At 52.6% G+C, this 18583-nt stretch carries 20 protein-coding genes; 9 read left to right on the top strand and 11 right to left on the bottom strand.

Features of this window, described 5'->3' with window-relative positions; translation table 11 throughout:
* Positions 1 to 32: 32 nt before the first annotated feature.
* From OXG87_06855 to OXG87_06845, 3 genes are all read left to right on the top strand, one after another.
* Positions 33 to 875 (top strand): phytanoyl-CoA dioxygenase family protein, encoded by an 843-nt coding sequence (locus tag OXG87_06855; protein ID MCY3869261.1) that lies wholly within the window; start codon positions 33 to 35, stop codon positions 873 to 875.
* Between the two features lie 94 nt (positions 876 to 969).
* On the top strand, positions 970 to 1779 hold the full coding sequence (locus OXG87_06850) for a hypothetical protein (protein MCY3869260.1): 810 nt from the start codon (positions 970 to 972) through the stop codon (positions 1777 to 1779).
* Positions 1780 to 1782: 3 nt separating this feature from the next.
* Positions 1783 to 2127, top strand: coding sequence for a hypothetical protein (locus OXG87_06845; GenBank protein MCY3869259.1), 345 nt, complete (start codon positions 1783 to 1785; stop codon positions 2125 to 2127).
* A 645-nt stretch (positions 2128 to 2772) separates the two neighbouring features.
* On the opposite strand, the gene OXG87_06840 is transcribed toward OXG87_06845, so the two are convergent.
* The 3 genes from OXG87_06840 to OXG87_06830 are packed head-to-tail and all read right to left on the bottom strand — an operon-like array spanning position 2773 to position 5745.
* On the bottom strand, positions 2773 to 3078 hold the full coding sequence (locus OXG87_06840) for a HigA family addiction module antitoxin (GenBank protein MCY3869258.1): 306 nt from the start codon (positions 3076 to 3078) through the stop codon (positions 2773 to 2775).
* A 59-nt stretch (positions 3079 to 3137) separates the two neighbouring features.
* The gene (locus OXG87_06835) at positions 3138 to 4877 is read right to left on the bottom strand and encodes a putative DNA binding domain-containing protein (GenBank protein MCY3869257.1); all 1740 of its coding nucleotides are present in this window, start codon (positions 4875 to 4877) and stop codon (positions 3138 to 3140) included.
* A 31-nt stretch (positions 4878 to 4908) separates the two neighbouring features.
* On the bottom strand, positions 4909 to 5745 hold the full coding sequence (locus OXG87_06830) for a phytanoyl-CoA dioxygenase family protein (GenBank protein ID MCY3869256.1): 837 nt from the start codon (positions 5743 to 5745) through the stop codon (positions 4909 to 4911).
* Positions 5746 to 5904: 159 nt separating this feature from the next.
* On the opposite strand from OXG87_06830, the gene OXG87_06825 reads away from it, so the two are divergent.
* Genes OXG87_06825 through OXG87_06810 form a run of 4 tightly spaced genes read left to right on the top strand, consistent with a single transcriptional unit; the run spans position 5905 to position 10070 of the window.
* Entirely contained in the window at positions 5905 to 6750 is an 846-nt protein-coding gene (locus OXG87_06825) for an HAD family hydrolase (protein ID MCY3869255.1), read from the top strand.
* Between the two features lie 12 nt (positions 6751 to 6762).
* A complete protein-coding gene (locus OXG87_06820) occupies positions 6763 to 7998 on the top strand; it encodes a glucuronate isomerase (protein MCY3869254.1) in 1236 nt (411 codons plus the stop codon).
* 4 nt (positions 7999 to 8002) lie between these two features.
* Positions 8003 to 8527 carry a redoxin domain-containing protein gene (locus OXG87_06815; GenBank protein ID MCY3869253.1) on the top strand — a complete coding sequence of 175 codons (525 nt, stop codon included), beginning with the start codon at positions 8003 to 8005 and terminating at the stop codon, positions 8525 to 8527.
* Between the two features lie 4 nt (positions 8528 to 8531).
* Positions 8532 to 10070, top strand: a complete 1539-nt coding sequence (locus tag OXG87_06810; GenBank protein ID MCY3869252.1) for a dockerin type I domain-containing protein — start codon at positions 8532 to 8534, stop codon at positions 10068 to 10070.
* Positions 10071 to 10163: 93 nt separating this feature from the next.
* Here the strand turns inward: OXG87_06810 and OXG87_06805 are convergent, their stop codons facing one another.
* From OXG87_06805 to OXG87_06785, 5 genes are all read right to left on the bottom strand, one after another.
* Complete coding sequence (locus OXG87_06805; GenBank protein MCY3869251.1) at positions 10164 to 11063, bottom strand: phytanoyl-CoA dioxygenase family protein; 900 nt, start codon at positions 11061 to 11063, stop codon at positions 10164 to 10166.
* A gap of 38 nt (positions 11064 to 11101) precedes the next feature.
* Positions 11102 to 11980 (bottom strand): phytanoyl-CoA dioxygenase family protein, encoded by an 879-nt coding sequence (locus tag OXG87_06800; protein MCY3869250.1) that lies wholly within the window; start codon positions 11978 to 11980, stop codon positions 11102 to 11104.
* Between the two features lie 24 nt (positions 11981 to 12004).
* Positions 12005 to 12862, bottom strand: a complete 858-nt coding sequence (locus OXG87_06795) for a phytanoyl-CoA dioxygenase family protein (protein ID MCY3869249.1) — start codon at positions 12860 to 12862, stop codon at positions 12005 to 12007.
* A gap of 16 nt (positions 12863 to 12878) precedes the next feature.
* Positions 12879 to 13736: a phytanoyl-CoA dioxygenase family protein gene (locus tag OXG87_06790; GenBank protein ID MCY3869248.1), complete on the bottom strand. Its 858-nt coding sequence runs from the start codon at positions 13734 to 13736 to the stop codon at positions 12879 to 12881.
* Between the two features lie 112 nt (positions 13737 to 13848).
* A complete protein-coding gene (locus OXG87_06785; GenBank protein ID MCY3869247.1) occupies positions 13849 to 14694 on the bottom strand; it encodes a DUF72 domain-containing protein in 846 nt (281 codons plus the stop codon).
* Between the two features lie 73 nt (positions 14695 to 14767).
* Here OXG87_06785 and OXG87_06780 point away from each other — a divergent pair, with 73 nt between their 5' ends.
* Positions 14768 to 15013 carry a type II toxin-antitoxin system HicB family antitoxin gene (locus OXG87_06780; GenBank protein MCY3869246.1) on the top strand — a complete coding sequence of 82 codons (246 nt, stop codon included), beginning with the start codon at positions 14768 to 14770 and terminating at the stop codon, positions 15011 to 15013.
* On the opposite strand, the gene OXG87_06775 is transcribed toward OXG87_06780, so the two are convergent.
* The 3 genes from OXG87_06775 to OXG87_06765 form a co-directional block, all read right to left on the bottom strand.
* Positions 15003 to 16574 carry a DUF5060 domain-containing protein gene (locus tag OXG87_06775; GenBank protein ID MCY3869245.1) on the bottom strand — a complete coding sequence of 524 codons (1572 nt, stop codon included), beginning with the start codon at positions 16572 to 16574 and terminating at the stop codon, positions 15003 to 15005. The genes OXG87_06780 and OXG87_06775 overlap by 11 nt on opposite strands.
* Positions 16575 to 16700: 126 nt before the next feature.
* On the bottom strand, positions 16701 to 17510 hold the full coding sequence (locus OXG87_06770) for a phytanoyl-CoA dioxygenase family protein (GenBank protein ID MCY3869244.1): 810 nt from the start codon (positions 17508 to 17510) through the stop codon (positions 16701 to 16703).
* Between the two features lie 171 nt (positions 17511 to 17681).
* Positions 17682 to 17969 (bottom strand): hypothetical protein, encoded by a 288-nt coding sequence (locus tag OXG87_06765; GenBank protein MCY3869243.1) that lies wholly within the window; start codon positions 17967 to 17969, stop codon positions 17682 to 17684.
* A 230-nt stretch (positions 17970 to 18199) separates the two neighbouring features.
* On the opposite strand from OXG87_06765, the gene OXG87_06760 reads away from it, so the two are divergent.
* On the top strand, positions 18200 to 18583 hold a 384-nt coding region (locus OXG87_06760), incomplete at its 3' end, for a helix-turn-helix domain-containing protein (GenBank protein MCY3869242.1).

Genomic DNA, 18583 nt, shown 5'->3' with positions numbered 1-18583 from the left:
CCCCTGAAATCCACACTTCACAGGAGCCTCCCATGGCAACCGCCGAAACACCCATCGCGATGCATGAACCATCCCTCTATGAAACGACCAGACGGGCAGACTATCTCGACACCCTCGCCGACATTGACGACCGTCAAATCGCCCGATTCCACGAACAGGGATACCTCGCCATTCAACGGGCATTCACGCCACAACAAATCGAATCCGCGGGCCAGGCCATGTGGGACCTCATCGACGGCAAGAGCCAGGACTTCAAAGGCGTAATGGCCGAAGCCGCCAAACGCGGACACTTTTCCGAACTCACAGGCGAAGCGCGCCGGGATAGCGTGCGCAAAATCTGGAAATTCGTCGATCACGACACGCGGCTCAACGACCTCGCCCACGACCCCAACATCCTCTCCGTCCTCTCCCGCATGATGGACGACACCCCCGTACTCTTTCAGGACATGGGACTGATCAAACCCCCGCACATAGGCCGCGAAAAACCCTGGCATCAGGACTGCGCGTACTTCAACTACCCCGTCGGCACCACCGTCGTCGGCGTATGGATCGCCATCGACGACGCCACAGAAGGAAACGGGTGCTTGCACATCATCCCCGGCTCCCATCGCGAAGGACCCATCCCGCATTTCAGACGGCGCGACTGGCAAATATGCGACACCGACGTCGCCGTACCCAGAAACGTCACCGTCCCACTCGCCCCCGGCGGATGCCTCTTCTGGCACGGCATGACCCATCACGGCAGCCCAACCAACCGATCCGCCCACCGCCGCAGGGCACTGCAATACCACTACCGCCCCGAAAGCACCGTAGAAATGACCGCAAAAGAACGCCTCGCCATCTACGGCGGCGACGAACTCGGTGTAACGTGCTGAACCAACTTTAGATATTGTTAAGATCAGTATTTTGGGTATATTTGATTGTCCTCACCTTTCTCCCTGCGTCTAAGACAATAGGAGGATAACGCCCATGCCAAATGCTACGTATCCTATTACACTTAGAAATGCGACGCCAGAGACTACCCCTTTGGGCGAATTGGCAAAATTGATTGAAAAATTAGATGTTGCCATCATTGAAACAGCTCGTGACCGCAACATAGAGTTGCCCGAAGATGAGGCTGTTGTCTCACTGGTAAACATTGAAAAGGGTAGCAATCGCCTCGTTTTTACTCTGGCACCTTTCATGTGGCCAATTCTCGCTGAATTAACCCATTCGATTGAAGAAGGAGATTTTGTCGCACTCCCCGCAAAAGCACATAATGCACTGTATGATATATCTCGTCAGGCAAAAAAACAACACTGGGACGTTTTGTTTCCAGAGCAGCAGAGCCACAAGAACCAGGACCAGAAGTATCATATTCAGAAAACCGAAATATCGACACAGCGACCAATAACGCCTCCAAAACCTCAATTCATTAAAGGCACGACCACAATTTTCGGTATGTGTGTGAGAGTCGGAGGAAAAACACCTAAGGTGGATCTATCATTGTCCAATCGCGATCGGTTGCTCCACTGTGAAACGACCAGGGAGATTGCAGTTCGTTTGTCGCGCAGCCTCTATAAAAATGTCGCTTTATATGGGGAAGCTTTGTGGGATCCCGACACCTGGGAATTGGTCGAGTTTAAAGCTACAGAGATCGCTAAGCAAGGATATGATGATTCACCTGTAAAAGCGCTCGAAGAAGTTTCTAAAGTCGTTGGCGATCAGTGGAAAGATGTTGATGTCGTGGAATTTGTCAATAATGTTCGTTCGGGTGATACGGGTCGGGATGGTGCTTAGATTATGGTTTGTCTTGACACACACGTTATTATTTGGGGCATTAAAGAGGAGGCATCACCGGGTCAAGAAAATATGGTGCAACGCGCCAAAAGTTATATCAGACATCAGGTTAATCAGGGGGTCGATTTAATGATCCCTGCACCTGTTGTAGCCGAAGCACTGATACGTGGTGAAGTTGATCACTTGCGAACCATCCGAACCATTATTGAGAAATCTTTTTTTATTGCTACTTTTGATTCTCCCGCTGCTTTTTTGGCTGCAGAATTAGAACGAAGCCGGGGAGTCGTTGAATTACTCGAAGAGGGACAAGCTCCACTCTACCCTCTATCCTACAGCCCACCCCTCTAAAAACATCTCCAAGATCTGCCAGACAGGCGCTTGTGTGCAGCATTAATGTGAATTACATTCAGATACACGCACGACTGCCTGCGCTACACGCATCGCGGCGGTAGCGTTTTACCAATAGTGGTGCAGAGTTTGTCGGAGTTCATAACATCAATTCATCTCATCGGCTTCAGTCAAGTTGAATTTCGACATTATCCGTAGCAGAAATCGCCGAACCGGCAGGAGGGTCAGTTTGTACGGATATGTCGTGATCTGTACTTTTCTTGGCGTGCTTTAGACTATCGTTCGTGACCACTACCCTGATCGTCGTAGGCGTGCTTTCAATGGTGGACTTAGGCGTCTGTGCGAACGTAACCATTGAAAGAATCGCTACCATTGTAGCAGCGATAAGCCCAACCCTAACTCCAGTTATGAGCAACAGGAGCACCCCCTCTTTTGTATCTCGTGGATGGTTCATGTATCCCTCACATCTCTACTCGTAAATCTCCAGACACCAACTTCGGCAATAGCGCGTCACGCTGAGCGGCAAGTGTGCGTGATTCGTGGATTGCCGATATAATTATAAATACATTTCTGGATCAGTCTGTAAAGGCTTTTGCCAATTCTCTTTACCATCACTCGCCATAAACAACTCTTTCTTGTCATCCTCTACACCATCAGTTGCCGAGGTTTTACGCGCTCAGCAATGCGCTCGCCCACATCGATCTCAGCTTGACGAAGCTCGTAGGTCTTCTGCAGGTTCAGCCAGACCTGCGGCGTTGTTCCAAAATAGCGTGCTAACCTGAGTGCGATATCAGCGGTTACACTCTGCTGACCATTGGGGATTTCAGTGACACAGCCTGGCGATACATCCAGTGCTTTAGCCAGCGCGTTAGCAGACAGACCGAGGGTGTCGAGTTCCTCGCTCAATATCTCACCAGGATGCACAGGTCTCATACCATTTTTTACGCTCATGTTCTTACCCCCTGTTCGTGATAGTCCACGGTCTCCACGTCAACAGGTAAATCTGATAATCAAGGCTTAAACGGCTGATACTCAACCAGTGCTGATCGACCTATGATATCGACAATGCGAATTATCATCTCCACTCCATCCGCATCAGTTAATCGCAGGTCTTCACCGGGAAGGAAGTGAACCGGTTGCTGTTCGCCCTGATTAATGGCGATGTTGGAGGCGTACAGATAGGTTCTATCGAGAGTATCTCGTTTGGGATTCAACCTCCCTTTGAGTCCCGGAAGAGAACCTGTCGCCTCTGGGAAAATGACCGCACCGCCCTCCGGTAGAATTTCAAGTTCTACAGTGAGTGTACCTTCTGAGGGTATCCAATCTTGTTCGCAATGCGCAGCAAAGCCGTGGGCAGCGACGAACACAGTCATCGGCAAATCAACCGTATGCAGGCCAACAATGGCCTCGCCCAGTGTATCTGTCGTGGCCTGTCTCCAGGTCTTATTCGGGAACAGCACCAGTACCTCCGCATTGGCAAGCGGCTGGTCATCGGCACGCACGGTAATGAGCACGCGGGCTGGACTCGGCTCGGTAGAGGCCGCCGGTAGCGTAACGCGAAGATCCGCTCCCCCAACCAGATCGAACCGCGGCAAACGCCCGGCGAGTTCGCGTGTTTCTCTCCTGATGATAGGGACACCATCGCCACGCCGCTCCATAATAAAAAGCCGACCACCAACTCCCTGAATACCACTCGTCGGCATCCGCCCCAGAACCGAGGCAAGCACCTCGTTGCGCGTCGCCTGCCGATATTCCAACTCATCTACTGTCAGACGATTGGCTAATGTACCCGGCGACTGGATTTCCACCCGGTCAGCGAACATCGACAAACGAATCCGGCTACCGCGTATCGAATAGTCGCGATGGACCACGGCATTGACGAGAGCCTCGAACAGAGCTTCTGCGCTGTACTGCGGCAAATCCATACGGGCCGGATCCTTGTAGGCCCCCACACGCATATTACGCACGGCAAAGGCGACCGCTTCGGCAATTTGTCGGTTGAGGGGGCCGGTAATCGTCTGCGTGTCGAGTTGCCCAGAGGCGCGATCAGTGCCGCGGTAGTGGGTGGCTGTAATACAGGCGTTGGGCAGCCATTCCTCCGGGGTGTGGCTGCAAAAGAGGAGGCCAGCGACAGTCGCTCGCATCGTACCGTGTTCGTCTCGTCCGAGAAGGCCCATTTTTTCCAATGCCGTTTCCGGATCAATCCTTCCTTCCGCGCTCAACAACGGTTTCCACAGGGCTTCGTCCAGCGTACCCAATCCAGTATCGGACACCGGCTGCTTGTCGAACCAGAGGAACCTCGCCTGTCCTCGCTGCTGTGCCAAACGCAACCGCTCATCGCTCGTCATCCTCCGCTTTGATCCGCCTACCCGCACATAACTACCGCCCGGACTATCATGCTGCGCTTCTCCCTGCGGCACTTCAACCAGCAGAAACCGCTTACCATCCAGTTCTCTGTGATAGGTACTAATGCGAACCGCCGGTTTGATAGCATCGGAACTAACCTCAACCAGAACAGCATCCAGCTCGACGACCTGTTCACGCGACAGACCCTGAATCTCACCTTCGTCAGTGACCCCACAGAGCAGTACGCCGCCATTCGCATTGGCAAAAGCCGCGATCTCATCGGCCAGATCATCGCGTCGGGGGCTTGTCGGTCGATTCCCGGAAAACGCGATCTGCTTAAATTCCCATTGGCTGTCCTCACCCAGTCGCAGTTGACGCGCAATATCCTGGTCGCTATAGTTCATTGGGCACCTCCAAAATTGGCACTCGTCTTACTCATCCTTCACTTCTCTTCACCTGCGGTTCTCTCGGGATCAACACTTGCGGTTGAACGATCCGGCGGCGTTGGGGTGTGAGGCGTTCCAGCAACTCTGGCGAAGGCTGGTACCCGTGCCGGAAATTTCCCCACGAAGGCCCGTACCGATACACCACAACGCGCCGCGTCCCCGCATTCACCCGCTTTGCCGACCCGTGTGAAATCCCATCCACAAAAACCAGCGCATCGCCCGCCTTCATAAACACTTCAATCGCGCCCACCGTACCCTCCACAGACCTATCCTCTCCCATCCTCTGCTTATCGTAAAACGGATGCCTGAAATTCGCCTTGTGACTCCCCGGAATCAACATCGTCCCCCCATCGCCCGGACCGATATCCGTCAGCGCCATCAGCACATTCACCTGCCCGCACATAAACCGCCCCCCGTGATACCGGAACTGATTCCTCGTAATCGGCGGAAACCCGCCCGAATGCAACCCAATCGCCTCGCCCGGCTCGCGAAAATTGGCAAAACACTCATCGATAAACATCGGACCGTGATGGTGATCAAACGACCCCTCCGCGCCGATAAAAAGTTTCACATGCTCGAACCACGACGGATGATCAATCAAATCTTCAAACGGCTCGCCCGCCTCGTAAATCTGCTGATAATTGATCCCCGACGTCACATCGCCATACGAATGCCCCTGAACATACCCGAACCACTCCCCCGGCTTCAACGCGGGAATATCATCCAAACAATCGTTCAACGCCTGAACCTCATCCGTCGTCAGCGCCCCCTCTATATGCAGGTAGCCCCGCAAATCAAACAAATAAACATCGAGATCTGGAACCATCGTCCACTCCTTGTCAATAGTAGCTGTTCATATCGCAAGATTATGATAAACTCTTATAGGCTTAAAATCCATATCATTTTTTACTACAACTTCTTTCACTTGCCACAATACCCTTCTCATTATATACTTTGGCAATATATCGAAAATGGATACTCAAACATGGAACGACAAAATCCAAAAAACATGCGTGAACGCACACCTGAAACCACACGCGGTGAAGAAACCGAAGAAGAACCGCTCATCGAGGAAGAAGAAGAACCACAACCCCTGCTCGAAGAACGGCTCACCTTGCAAAAACCCCTCGGCATCTTATTCGACCTGGGCGACACCCTCTTGACCCACCTCGGATTCGACCCGGAAGCCGGGCATGCAGCCACACTCAAAATCGCCGACAACCCATTGGGTTACACAGTCGAAGACATTGACACAAACATAAAAAAACTCAACCGCGACCTCATACCGCGCAGGGAAAAAGCACAGGTAGAATTTCATCCGCACATCATCCAGCGCCACGTTTACGAAGCCCTGCACATCACCTTCGAACGCACACCTGAAGAAGTCGAACGCACATTCTGGCGCGCGGCAATGTCCTGGCAGCCCGAGCCGGGCATAGAATACGTCCTCGAAATATTGCGAGACAAAAACATCCCAATGGGCATCGTCAGCAACGCCGCATTTTGCGGCAACACATTGATGTGGGAAATCGAACAACAGGGCATAGCGGACTACTTCCGCTTTCTCATGTCCAGCGCCGACTACTGGGTACGCAAACCCCACCCCCTCCTGTTGGAAACCGCCGCCGCCAAACTCGGATTCAAACCCGCCGACATCTGGTACGTAGGCAACTCGCCGCAATACGATATCGCAGCCGCGCACAACGCCGGCATGGGCGCCGTATGGTACAACCGTTTGGACGCCCCACTCGATGGACCCGACCCCCACGTCGAAATCAAAAGCTGGCGCGAATTTTTAGAATTAGTTGAAGGCTTTTATTTAAAAATATAAGGGAGAACTATGATGTCCGACTTTTCAATCGCAGAAGCCGTACACAACGCATTTCAAAACCACGCCATCGTCGATATACACACCCACCTCTACCCCGCCTCCATGGGCGACCTCTATCTGGCCGGACCCGACGAACTCCTCACCTATCACTACCTCAAAGCCGAATGCTCGCGCATGTTGCCCGAAGGCGTTGCAGTTGACACATTCAACAACATGCCCGCTGCCGAACAGGCCGACATCATCTGGCAACAACTCTTTGTCGGCAACAGCTCCCCAATCTCCGAAGCCCAATTAGGCGTCGTCACCGTCATGAACCGCCTGGGACTGAACCCGCGCGCAAAAGACCTGTCCGAATTTCGCGCATACCACAAATCAAAAACACCCGAAGAATACACCGACATGGTCTTTGAAAGTGCCGGCGTCGCCTGTGTCTATATGACCAACGACCCCCTCGATGACACCGAAGGCCCCATGTGGCAACAGGGTGTGGAAATCGACCCGCGCTTCAGGGCTGTCCTGCGCCTGGACAGCGCGCTCATGAACTGGCCCGCGCCCGCCGACAAACTCCGCGCGATGGGATACGACGTAGAAGAAAGCCTATCCGACAAAACCTTTGCGGAACTGCGGCGCTACCTCACCGACTGGGCACAAAAAATGAACGCCCGATACATGGCCATATCGCTCCCCCCGGACTTTGCCTATCCCTCTGAAGACAGCATCTCCCAAATGATGGGCAACGTCGTATATCCCACAGCCCGGGAACTGCAAATCCCCTCGGCAATGATGATCGGCGTCACCCGGCAAGTCAACCCAATCCTCAAAGACGGCGGCGACAGCCTGGGCAAATGGGACATCGCCAACCTCGAACGCATCGCGCGCGACTGGCCCGACGTCAACTTCCTCATCACCCTCCTCTCGCGCGAAAACCAGCACGAACTCTGCGTCACGGGCCGAAAATTCCCCAACGTACACCCCTTTGGCTGCTGGTGGTTCTTGAACAACCCCAGCATCATCCGGGAAATCACAGCCGAACGCCTCGAACTCCTCGGCACCAGCTTTGTACCCCAGCACTCCGACGCCCGCATCCTGGACCAGCTCCTCTACAAATGGACCCATTCCATCGGCGTCATCGCCCCCGTCTTCATCGACAAATACGAATCGCTTCGCGCCGCGGGCTGGCCCCTCACCCCGGCGGACATCCAGCGCGACATCGCCACCATGTTTGGCGGCGGCAAATTACTGGACTAAACCTATGAATTGGCGTTATAACATCACAGCCATAACCATCGCCCTCCTCCTCTCATCCGGATCGGGGTTGTGTACACCGTATAAAATTTATATCTTTATGGGAGAAACCTGTCCGGTCTCGCGGCATTACACCTTAACGCTAAAAAAATTGCACGCAGAATACGCATCTGAACAACTCGAATTCATCGGCGTATTCCCCAATCGGCTCTCCACCCCAGCCACAATTGCCGCGTTCAAAGAAAAATACGCCTTGCCATTCACCTGCATCGGAGACGCCACCCACACCTGGGTGAACCGTTTGGGAGCAACAATCACGCCAGAAGTCGTCGTTGCCGACACATCGCACACCGCCATCTATCGGGGGCGCATTGACAACACCTTTGCGAGCCTGGGCAAAAGACGCCGCATCGTCACCGAACACGACCTCACAGAAGTACTAAAAGCCCTCAAAAACGAAAAACCCCCGACATTTCGCCAAACCCGGGCCATTGGCTGCATCATAACCTCATGGCAAAACACAAAGGAATAAAGCCATGCGACCACTTACCCTCTCCATACTCGCGATCCTCCTCGCCGTTGCCTCGCCGCACGCGAAACCCCCCACCTTTAGCGAACACGTCTCGTCCATCATATACAACAACTGCACATCGTGTCATCGAAACGGTGAAATAGGGCCTATGCCCCTTACAAATTACAGCGAAATCGCGGCTTATGCAGACATGATCAAATACGTCACAGAAACCCAGTACATGCCCCCGTGGAAACCCGATTACAACTACAGCCAGCACATCGGCGCGAGAACACTCACCAAAACGGAAATCAACACCATCTCAAACTGGGTCAACGCCGGCTTTCCCCAGGGCGACATCGCCCTTGAAGCCCCCATGCCGGAATTTCCAACAGGCTCTGTACTCGGCACCCCCGACCTCGTACTCACAATGGCAGAACCCTTTACAATCCGCGGCGACAATGAGGACCAGTACCAGGTCTTCGTCATCCCAACCCACCTCACAGAAGACCGGGAAGTCGAAGCCGTTGAATTTCGCCCCGGCAACCGCAGAATCGTCCACCACGCCCTCATCGGCGCCGACATCACGGGCACTGGTCGTCAAAAAGACCGCGAAACCCCGGAATACGGTTACGAATCCTTTGGTGCATTTGGCGCGCCAACCGCCGTTGTCCTCCCCGGATATACACCCGGCGCGAAACCCTCGATATATCCCAAAGGCGTTGGACACATACTGCCCAAAAACTCCGACTTACTGATCCAGGTACACTACGCACCCTGGCCGCTTGCAGAATCCGATCAATCCAGCGTCAACATATTCTTCAAAAAAGAACCCATCGAAAGAGAAGTCGGCTTTATCAGCTTTGCGCCGCTCACCACCGACGGTAAAACACTGAGCAGAATATTCAGGGTCCTGCTCGGAGAGGAGCGACACGGCGGCACCCCCGTAGAAAAAATCAAAATCGACGACCTCTTTGTCATCCCGAAAGATCGGGTCAAAACATTTCGCACAACACTCTTCATCAATCGGGACATCAGCCTCCTGTCCATCTACCCGCACATGCACCTGCTGGGCAAATACTGGGAAATCTATGCCACGGACCCACAGGGCAACCGCACCAACCTCATCCGTATTGAAGACTGGGATTTTAACTGGCAGGGCAATTACACCTTCACCCAATACCAGAAAATAGCTGCGGGATCTCAAATCCACGCCATCACCACCTACGACAACACCTCAAACAACCCGCTCAACCCCAATTACCCGCCCCGCACCTCGACATGGGGTGAAAAAACCACCGACGAAATGCTCTTAGCAGTCATGGAATACATACCCTACCAAATAGGCGACGAAAACATCGCCCTCACCGTTGGCAGGGGCGGCGAAATAAGCATAGACTTCAATGGCAATGGACAACGGGACTTCGCCGACTTTCTCCTATTCGTCCAGAACTTTGGCCTGAACCGGGGCGACACCAGCTATCAGCGACACTTTGACCTCAACGGAGATGGACACATCAACTTTACCGACTTCATCATCTTCGCCAATCAATATGCGGAATAAAAAAAAGGCTCCTGAAGATCGCATCTCCAGGAGCCTCTGCTTTAATCATGCCGCGATGACAAACACGGGACGGCACGGGGGCACCGCCCCTACTCAATCCGCAGCCTGTTGCACCCGCGTATTCTCCAGCCGAACCGCACCGTCATCTTCAACCACCAGAAACATCTCATCGCTCGGCGGCGCAGAACAGGGGCCGTACATCACCGCGCGTTCCTCCATCGACATCCCATCGACAATATCCCGATCCCAAAAAACTTCGGGATGACAAACCGCATTCGACGGACCCTGTCGCGTAGCCGTGCGGGAAGCGTACTTAAAAAGAATAGACCTGCGGTCGTGATCATTTTGCCACGGATGGGTCCCGTGGGATTGCGCTCCATCCATAAAAAACAGCACATCGCCGGCTCGAATCCCCGGATTGGCAATCGCACCCATATCCTCATCGCAATTGCGAACCCCAATCGGCATCCGAAACTTCGACTTATGTGACCCGGGCACCGAAGCAAACCCCCCCTTACCCGCTGGACAATCCGTCAAATTCCACGTCACAGTAACCCCGCCGCAATACATCTCGCCATTCTGGTGATGATAAGCCACGTATTCCCGATGCGGCTCCCCCGCGCCGTGCATGACCAGACCCGCCGTACCCTTCACCGCATTATTGAACTGGGGACCGTGATCCAGCCTGAAACCCTTCCCACACATCACATTCAAATACTTCACAACAACCGGATGAGCCAACAAATTGCGAACAGGATCGCAATACGGCCGGGGCAACTCCAGCAAACTGGTACCGTGTGCCCAGCGCGAACCAGTCCCCCGCAAAAACGTAGAATCTGCTGCCCCGTGATTATCCTCGCTCTGGTGAACAATACCAGTACCAATAACATAATTCAGCACATTGTTCACCGCATCCAACTCTTCCTGCGACAGAACATCGCGCACCACCAGATGCCCCGTCACATCCCAGTAGTATCGCTCTTTGGCATCCATGATTTGCTCCTTGTGAGGGACGGCACAGGGACCGCCCCCTACGACACAACCCGCGTAGTCTCGCCATCGGACTCTAACAGGGGCAGCTGGCCCCCGTGGTGGACCCCGGGACCGTACAAAACAGCCTGTTGTTCTGGTGTCAACTCACTGACCCAATCGCCATAGCGATCCTCGGGCGTAAAATACTTACCCACAGCGCGAGCCGCGGCGCGAGAAGCGTACTTATAAAGCACAGAACGCCGCTCGCCATCGCTGCGCCACGGCAGCGTACCATGCGTCATCGTCTCCGCAAAAAACAGCACATCGCCCGCCTGCATCACCGGTTGATAGACCAGCCCCATATCGTCCTCTACAGAACGCACCTCAGCGGGTGTAGGCTCGGCTGTCTTATGGCTCCCCGGCACACAGGCAAAACCACCATCGCCCTCATTGACATCCGTCAACTGCCACGCCACAGTAATACCCCGACAGAAAATCTTCCCATTCTGCTGGTGATACCACACCGACTGGCTAAACGGCTCGCCACCGCCGTGCAGTGTATGACCCTCTGCACCCTTGTGCGCGCTAATCAACAGCGGCCCGTGATCCAGGCGAAAACCCTTACCGCTAAACTCATTTAAACGACTCACCACAACCGGATGAACCAGCAACTTCCGAAACGGCTCGCGATAGGGTTCGGGCCAGCCCAACATCCCCGTAAGCTCACGCCTGCCCTCTTTCCCCGTAAGCACGGAAGAACCCCGCGCCAGGCCGCCATCTTCAATAGACCGCGTCCTGATCTCATCCCCGTAGTGATCAATCGCATCATTGCACACCTTGACCTCATCCGCAGACAGAGCACCCCGCACGACCAGATAACCGCGCAGGTCAAAAAAGTACTTCTCCTCTTCACTCACTGTATAAAGATTGTTACCCATGGTAAAACGCTCCTTTTCTTAATACTAAGCCTCTATCCGCACGACCCCATCATCACAGACCTCCAGAAATGGCACGCGGCCCCTGTGATTGGAATAGGGACCATACATAACCGACAACTGCTCCGCCGTCATCCCCTCCACAATTTCTTGATCCCAATAAATCTCCGGCGGCGACACCTCCTGCGCAAGACCGCTGCGCACACAGGTGCGCGCTGTGTATTTGAACAAAATGGACCGCCGCGTCGAATCCAACTTCCACGGTGTTGCACCGTGAGCTTGCGCGCTATCCATAAAAAATATAACATCGCCGGCTTCCACCACGGGCTGCTTGATCAAGCCCATATCGTCGTCTCCTGTACTCACGCCTTTTGGCGTGGGAAACATCGCCTTATGGCTGGAAGGCACACAGGCAAACCCACCCATCCCCTCTTTGCAATCGTGCAATTGCCACGCCACAGTCACACCGCCAACCCACGGCTTGCCATTCTGATGGTGATACGCAACATGCGGCCGATGAGGCTCGCCATTCCCGTGCATCGTATGACCCGACGTACCCTTGTTACTCACAATAAACATCGGACCGTGATCCAGCCGAAAACCCTTGCCACACATCACATTGAGATACTTCACCAGCACCGGATGTGCCAGCATCTCCCTGAAAGGATCGCAATCTGGCTCTGGAAACTCGAGAATACCGGGCAACATAGGACGTCCCGTACCGGCAAAAGCAACTGACTTCCTCGCCTTTGATTCGCCAACCTCAACCCGGTCCCAATAGCGATCCACAATATCATTCGCCCGTGCAACCTCCTCTTCTGACAACACGCCTTTCACGACGAGGTATCCCGTCAAATCCCAGAAATACCGCTCGCGTGCATTCATAAAGCCTCTCCTTTTCTTACGCCTCTATTTTCACACGCCCATCTTCCCCGACCTCCAGAGATGGAACGCGGCCCCTGTGATTGGAATAGGGACCATACATAACCGACAACTGCTCGGGCGTCATATCCTCGACAATTTCTCGATCCCAATAAATCTCCGGTGGCGACACCTCTTGCGAAGGACCGCCCCGCGCACAGGTGCGCGCTGTGTATTTGAACAAAATGGACCGCCGCGTCGAATCCAACTTCCACGGTGTTGCACCGTGTGATTGCGCGCTATCCATAAAAAAGACAACATCGCCAGCCTCCACCACTGGCTGCTTGATCAAGCCCATATCGTCATCTCCTGTACTCACACCTTTGGGCATCGGAAACATCGCCTTATGGCTCGATGGCACACAGGCAAATCCACCCATACCCTCCTTGCAATCGTGCAACTGCCACGCCACAGTCACACCACCCACCCACGGCTTGCCATTCTGATGGTGATACGCAACATACGGCCGATGAGGCTCGCCATTCCCGTGCATCGTATGGCCTGCCGTACCCTTGTTACTCACAATAAACATCGGACCGTGATCCAGCCGAAATCCTTTATCGCACATCACATTGAGATACTTCACCAGCACCGGATGTGCCAGCATCTCCCGAAAAGGATCGCAATCCGGCTTTGGAAACTCGAGAATACCGGGCATCATAGGACGCCCCGTACCGGCAAAAGCAACCGAATCTCTCGCCGTTGAACCGCCGACCTCAACCCGGTCCCAGTAGCGATCCACAATATCATTCGCCCGCGCAACCTCCTCTTCTGACAACACGCCTTTCACGACGAGGTATCCCGTCAAATCCCAGAAATACCGCTCGCGCGCATCCATAAGGCATCTCCTCTTGAGACAGGTGAATATTTTTTAAGATAAATATGAATGAACCTAAAATTTCCAAAAGTCAATTTTTTTCGACAGGGCGCAGGAAGAAAAACAGCTTTTATCAAAACAAATCCATCTGCACAGGCTCCTCTACGACCTGTTCCGCGGGCCAGGGCGGCATCTCGCCGACATCTATATCCCCGGACAGCATCTGGTGAAAATGGCGCGCCAACTGCGGTGCGTAAAAATCATCGGGAGCGTGCATAAATACAAAAGGCGTTCGCCCCTCGCGTATCCAATTGGCAACCACCGGCACCCATTCCGCCAGAAGCGGCAGATTTTTATCAACCTCGGGATGCCCGACAAACCTCACAAAAGGAAAACGCCCCGTTGCAACAAACCGAACCGGGACCTTTGGCTTGTTACTTGCTACTTGCGCACTATGCACCCCGCGCGTATCAAAAACCACGCGATCTACCCCATGGCTTTTGAGCACCGCATTCAACTCATTTTCTGCCTCGGCAAAAAACAGATGGTGCCGAATCTCCACAGCATAAGAAAATATATCGGGCAACGCATCCAAATACCTGTCCAACACCGGCAAATCGCGCGGCCCATAAGACGGAGGCAACTGCAAAAATGACGGACCCACCCGATCCTGTAACACCGTGAGAACATCTACAAACGCAGCCGTCTCCAACTCGGCATCTCGCAACCGCTTATCGTGGCTAATCGCACGCGGAAACTTAAGCACAAAGCGAAAACTCGGCGGCGTATCGGACAGCCAGCGCATCGCGGCCTTATCCGAAGGCAAACCGTAAAAAGTGGTATTGCCCTCCACGGTATTAAACACAGAGGCGTACTGTCTCAAAAAATCTTTTTGCACAACATCGGGCGCAAACAACTCGCCCACCCACTCTTTATTGCCCCAAATCGGACAGCCCAAAAAATATCGTTCAATACTCATGGTAGATCCAAATCGGATTATTGACTCTTGTACCAATAAACTGTATTTTGAATAAAATAACAGGACCCCAACAATGCTTGATCTACCTTACTCATTGGTCATTGAAGCCACGGAAGAACCGGATTTTTTTGGCTTTTACTCCCCAGAACTGGAAGGTTTTACAGGTATTGGACATTCCATTGAAGATTGCATGTTCAAAGCAAAATGGGGAATGGAAGAACATGTTGAACTCTTGAAAGAACAGGGCCTTCCAGTACCCAATAAAAATCCCAATCCGAATATCCTCATACAAAACCAACAGGCACTTTCTACCGTATAGCTCCTTTCCCTCCTACCCACAACCCCACAACACACGGCTGATCTTTATCCCCAAACGGATTGACCAAATCGGTATTAAACCCACCCCAGAAATCCGACTTCTCCATCTCTCCACTGCTCCGTTCACCTGTCAAAACCGCCATCCAATCCACCGCTATTGGCGTCCCCTCACCCACATCGGATAAATCAATACGCGTATCGCCGCCCTCGGGCAAATACACCAGATACGCATCCCCTGCCAGCGCCAGACAAAAACCGCGCTCCACGTATTCATTATCCCCAACCATCTGATTAAATGGCAGCCCCTCCAAAAAATCCCGCAACTCCCGATACCTCCTCCAACTCTCTGGCACCGGCTCAAACTTAATCAAATCCCACGACGTATTATCGTAATAATAACACGGATACGCGCCAGCCGCATAAATCGCCCACGTCCACCTCAAAATATCATCCCACTCGGCAGTCGTGCGTCCGCGATAAGTCTTGAGCTGTTCCTCGGCAAGTTCATACCCATATTCCACATTCACATACGGCGTACCCGAATTCCGCATCCTGCGAATCGCCTCTCGATTGTAGCGCGTAGCATCGGACAAATGCACCTGATCCGTCACAAAATCCGACTGGCGATCGGGTTCAGACAGCGTACCCGCGTTTCGAAGTTCAACATCGTGCACCGTCAACAAATGCCCATACGCATCCGCCCCGCGAATAATAGCCATACGCTCCAGAACATAATCGTGATCACCCATCTCGCGATACAGATTCTTGCTCTCCTTGCCCACATCCCAGATCACATTCCCAAAAGCCTGGTACCGCGCAACCGCATAGCGCCAGAACCGATCATCTGCTTCTGTCTCGCGCGCCGGCCAATTCACCTGCTTATTTTGCACCTGCAACATCAGATGAACCACAATCCCCTTCCCGTGCAAATAGCGCATCAAGCGATCAAAATCGCGGAAAAAATCGATATTCATCCGCTCGTGATCCGGCGCATCATTCGTGCCCTCAAACAAATACATCTCCGGCGGCCCAAAAATATACTCGGGCAACATAGGGCGCGTATCGTCATTCGGCCTTGAACCAAAACCCGTGTGCGCATACAAATTCACAACAAAACAATTGAACCCCCGGCTCGCAACCAGATCGACATGCCGATAACACCGCTCCGCATCTGCCTGGTGATAGCTGAATAACCAATCGCATTCAAAACCCAAATATAAAAACGGCGTACCATCAGACCAGGCAAACCGCTGTGGATGTTCCGGATCAATCCCTACCAGACCATGCACATCAGCGTTCTCATTCCCCACACACTGCACGCCCCACTCAGCCCCATCCAGACCCGAAAGCTCAGACCGCGAACGCCCCCTCCAAACCCCTTCTGCACCCGGACTAAAACGGACAACCCATTTATCCCCATCAAAAAAACCGGGCAGATTCTCAACCACCTCGCCCAGTTCGTGTGTAAAAGTTGCCGTCACTTCCACCGCAAACGGATTTTTATCACCCACATCTGCATACAATCCAAAATCGCACACCGCGTATTGTTGCACTTCTACCATCGACCAAATCCTCTCTCACTTGTAAGACTTAATCACATAATACAACAGCACACCCAGCACAATAACCACAACGCCGACCCAGATCAGTGACCAAAACTGAACATCCATCCGGTAGCCCTCCGCCTATTATTCCCCATCCTCAATCGACACATCCCGCACATCATCAGTCCAATCGACCCAGATATCATCTCCCGGTGGCTCTTCCTGAAGCTGGGGCATATCGTTCAACTTAAAATCGTACAACACCGCCTTTCGGATCTGCCGCGAATAATTGGCCGACGCCATATGCCCGATACGGTGATGCCAAAAAACAATATCGCCGGGTTCGCCATGCGTCTGATATGAATTCTCGTCACAAGATTGAAACGCCTCTCTATGCTTCTCCATCCGGGGCAATGGCTCCCTGAGATAGCGCGTCTGGTAATCGAAAAAAAACGTGCGATGGCTCCTGGGCCACACCGTAAAACCGCCGCCATCTTCGGGCACATGATCGATATAACCCACCACTGCAAAATTGAACGCATGGGCATCCACATGCAAATGACGCGGTTGGCGCGGAACATCGCCATAGGGCAACGTGCAATAAATACCGCGCACGCCTGTAGGCTCTGGAAAATTCTCCTTACCCAGCATCTGCTCAGCAGCACCCCACACAACCGGATTTTTTGCCAACAACTCAATCATCCAGGGCTCTCTGCCCACCTTGCGGTATTGCCAGCGATAACCGCGCTTATAATTGCTGCTATCCATTGATTCCTCTTCCGGCTTAATGGGACCCACCCATGAATCCGGATCGTCTTTCTTCAGACTCGGCGGCGGATCGTCCCACAGGCGTTCCCGCGCACGGGCGCACAACTCCGGATCCAGAGCGCCCTTCTTCACCAGATAGCCCTCGCGTTTAAAAAAACGGATCTCGTCTTCTGTAAGCACAGGCATGACACACTCTCCTCTTTTTATGCGATTGGTACTGTCAATCCAATTATAGGCACTTACGTATCGGCAATAAAGTATAAAGTTAAGTGATAAAATAAAAAACCCGGTCTTAAATTGAGACCGGGGGGAGAAATTTCATATTTGTAGTGGCGCATTCGAGAAGCCCTTTTCTGTTCAGGGCTTAGCAAAGGTCATGATGATTGAAACGGCTGTACCGACATTTGCAAGCAACACAACGACTAGCAGGCCAATAAGCCACCTGAAATTGCTGTTATTGCGAGTGTCCATGTTGGTCAACCGGGTGTCCATGTTGGTCAACCGGGTGTCTATATTGGAAAAGCCGTTGTCAACGCGGGTTTCAAGGCCAGTCAAGCGCGTGTTCATTTGTTCAGCAATTCCCTCGACGCGCGCCAGGCGAGCGTCCATTTCGGACAGTTTGTCTTGTGGTGTCGGAATCTGCATGGGTTTCTTTCTTCGTGTGTAGTGGTCTATACGTCTATAGAATTATCCGAAAAGCCCGTAAAACCCACTCGCAGAGAGCTTTAGTGTTGGGTCGCATGGCGAAGGGCTTAGAATTTGCAGGGTGGCTTTAGCCTGGGATAGTCAAAGAGGGACTATCGGTGGCGGTGCATCAACAAGATTTATTCTATTTTCAACTTGACACAAACAGCACATAACTATATATTTTTATTATGGTTAAGTCATTCAAATACAGATTGCGCCCGACCAAAAAACAAGAACAAATCTTGCTGGCGCATATTGACGAATGTCGCATTCTCTATAATCAACTACTCTGTGCGAGAATACAAGCATGGAAAAATGAGAATAAGTCTCTCTCTCAATATGACCAGACTAAAACAATACCATTGTTGAAACAGCAACACGCCGCTTTCAAGCAAGTATATAGTCAGGTATTGCAACAAGTATCGGCAAGGGTGGATTTAGCATTCAAAGGATTCTTTCGGCGTCTCAAAGAGAAGTCAAAGACAGGCGAGAAAGCAGGCTTTCCCAGATACAAGAATGAGAATCGCTATGATTCTATCACCTATCCTCAGTTTGCCAATGGATGTCGATTG

The sequence above is a fragment of the Gemmatimonadota bacterium genome, from assembly GCA_026706845.1.
Taxonomy (GTDB): domain Bacteria; phylum Latescibacterota; class UBA2968; order UBA2968; family UBA2968; genus VXRD01.
The sequence above is the reverse complement of the archived record's forward strand: the minus strand, read 5'-3'. Positions and strand labels throughout refer to the sequence as shown.

Bases quoted from the DNA above. Each gene is read 5' to 3' on its own strand.
- OXG87_06830 (MCY3869256.1), bottom strand. From the start codon at position 5,745: ATGGTTCCAGATCTCGATGTTTATTTGTTTGATTTGCGGGGCTACCTG.
- OXG87_06855 (MCY3869261.1), top strand. From the start codon at position 33: ATGGCAACCGCCGAAACACCCATCGCGATGCATGAACCATCCCTCTAT.
- OXG87_06835 (MCY3869257.1), bottom strand. From the start codon at position 4,877: ATGAACTATAGCGACCAGGATATTGCGCGTCAACTGCGACTGGGTGAG.
- OXG87_06800 (MCY3869250.1), bottom strand. From the start codon at position 11,980: ATGGGTAACAATCTTTATACAGTGAGTGAAGAGGAGAAGTACTTTTTT.
- OXG87_06790 (MCY3869248.1), bottom strand. From the start codon at position 13,736: ATGGATGCGCGCGAGCGGTATTTCTGGGATTTGACGGGATACCTCGTC.
- OXG87_06810 (MCY3869252.1), top strand. From the start codon at position 8,532: ATGCGACCACTTACCCTCTCCATACTCGCGATCCTCCTCGCCGTTGCC.
- OXG87_06825 (MCY3869255.1), top strand. From the start codon at position 5,905: ATGGAACGACAAAATCCAAAAAACATGCGTGAACGCACACCTGAAACC.
- OXG87_06780 (MCY3869246.1), top strand. From the start codon at position 14,768: ATGCTTGATCTACCTTACTCATTGGTCATTGAAGCCACGGAAGAACCG.
- OXG87_06820 (MCY3869254.1), top strand. From the start codon at position 6,763: ATGTCCGACTTTTCAATCGCAGAAGCCGTACACAACGCATTTCAAAAC.
- OXG87_06840 (MCY3869258.1), bottom strand. From the start codon at position 3,078: ATGAGCGTAAAAAATGGTATGAGACCTGTGCATCCTGGTGAGATATTG.
- OXG87_06845 (MCY3869259.1), top strand. From the start codon at position 1,783: ATGGTTTGTCTTGACACACACGTTATTATTTGGGGCATTAAAGAGGAG.
- OXG87_06775 (MCY3869245.1), bottom strand. From the start codon at position 16,574: ATGGTAGAAGTGCAACAATACGCGGTGTGCGATTTTGGATTGTATGCA.
- OXG87_06815 (MCY3869253.1), top strand. From the start codon at position 8,003: ATGAATTGGCGTTATAACATCACAGCCATAACCATCGCCCTCCTCCTC.
- OXG87_06785 (MCY3869247.1), bottom strand. From the start codon at position 14,694: ATGAGTATTGAACGATATTTTTTGGGCTGTCCGATTTGGGGCAATAAA.
- OXG87_06850 (MCY3869260.1), top strand. From the start codon at position 970: ATGCCAAATGCTACGTATCCTATTACACTTAGAAATGCGACGCCAGAG.
- OXG87_06770 (MCY3869244.1), bottom strand. From the start codon at position 17,510: ATGCCTGTGCTTACAGAAGACGAGATCCGTTTTTTTAAACGCGAGGGC.
- OXG87_06765 (MCY3869243.1), bottom strand. From the start codon at position 17,969: ATGCAGATTCCGACACCACAAGACAAACTGTCCGAAATGGACGCTCGC.
- OXG87_06795 (MCY3869249.1), bottom strand. From the start codon at position 12,862: ATGAATGCACGCGAGCGGTATTTCTGGGATTTGACGGGATACCTCGTC.
- OXG87_06805 (MCY3869251.1), bottom strand. From the start codon at position 11,063: ATGGATGCCAAAGAGCGATACTACTGGGATGTGACGGGGCATCTGGTG.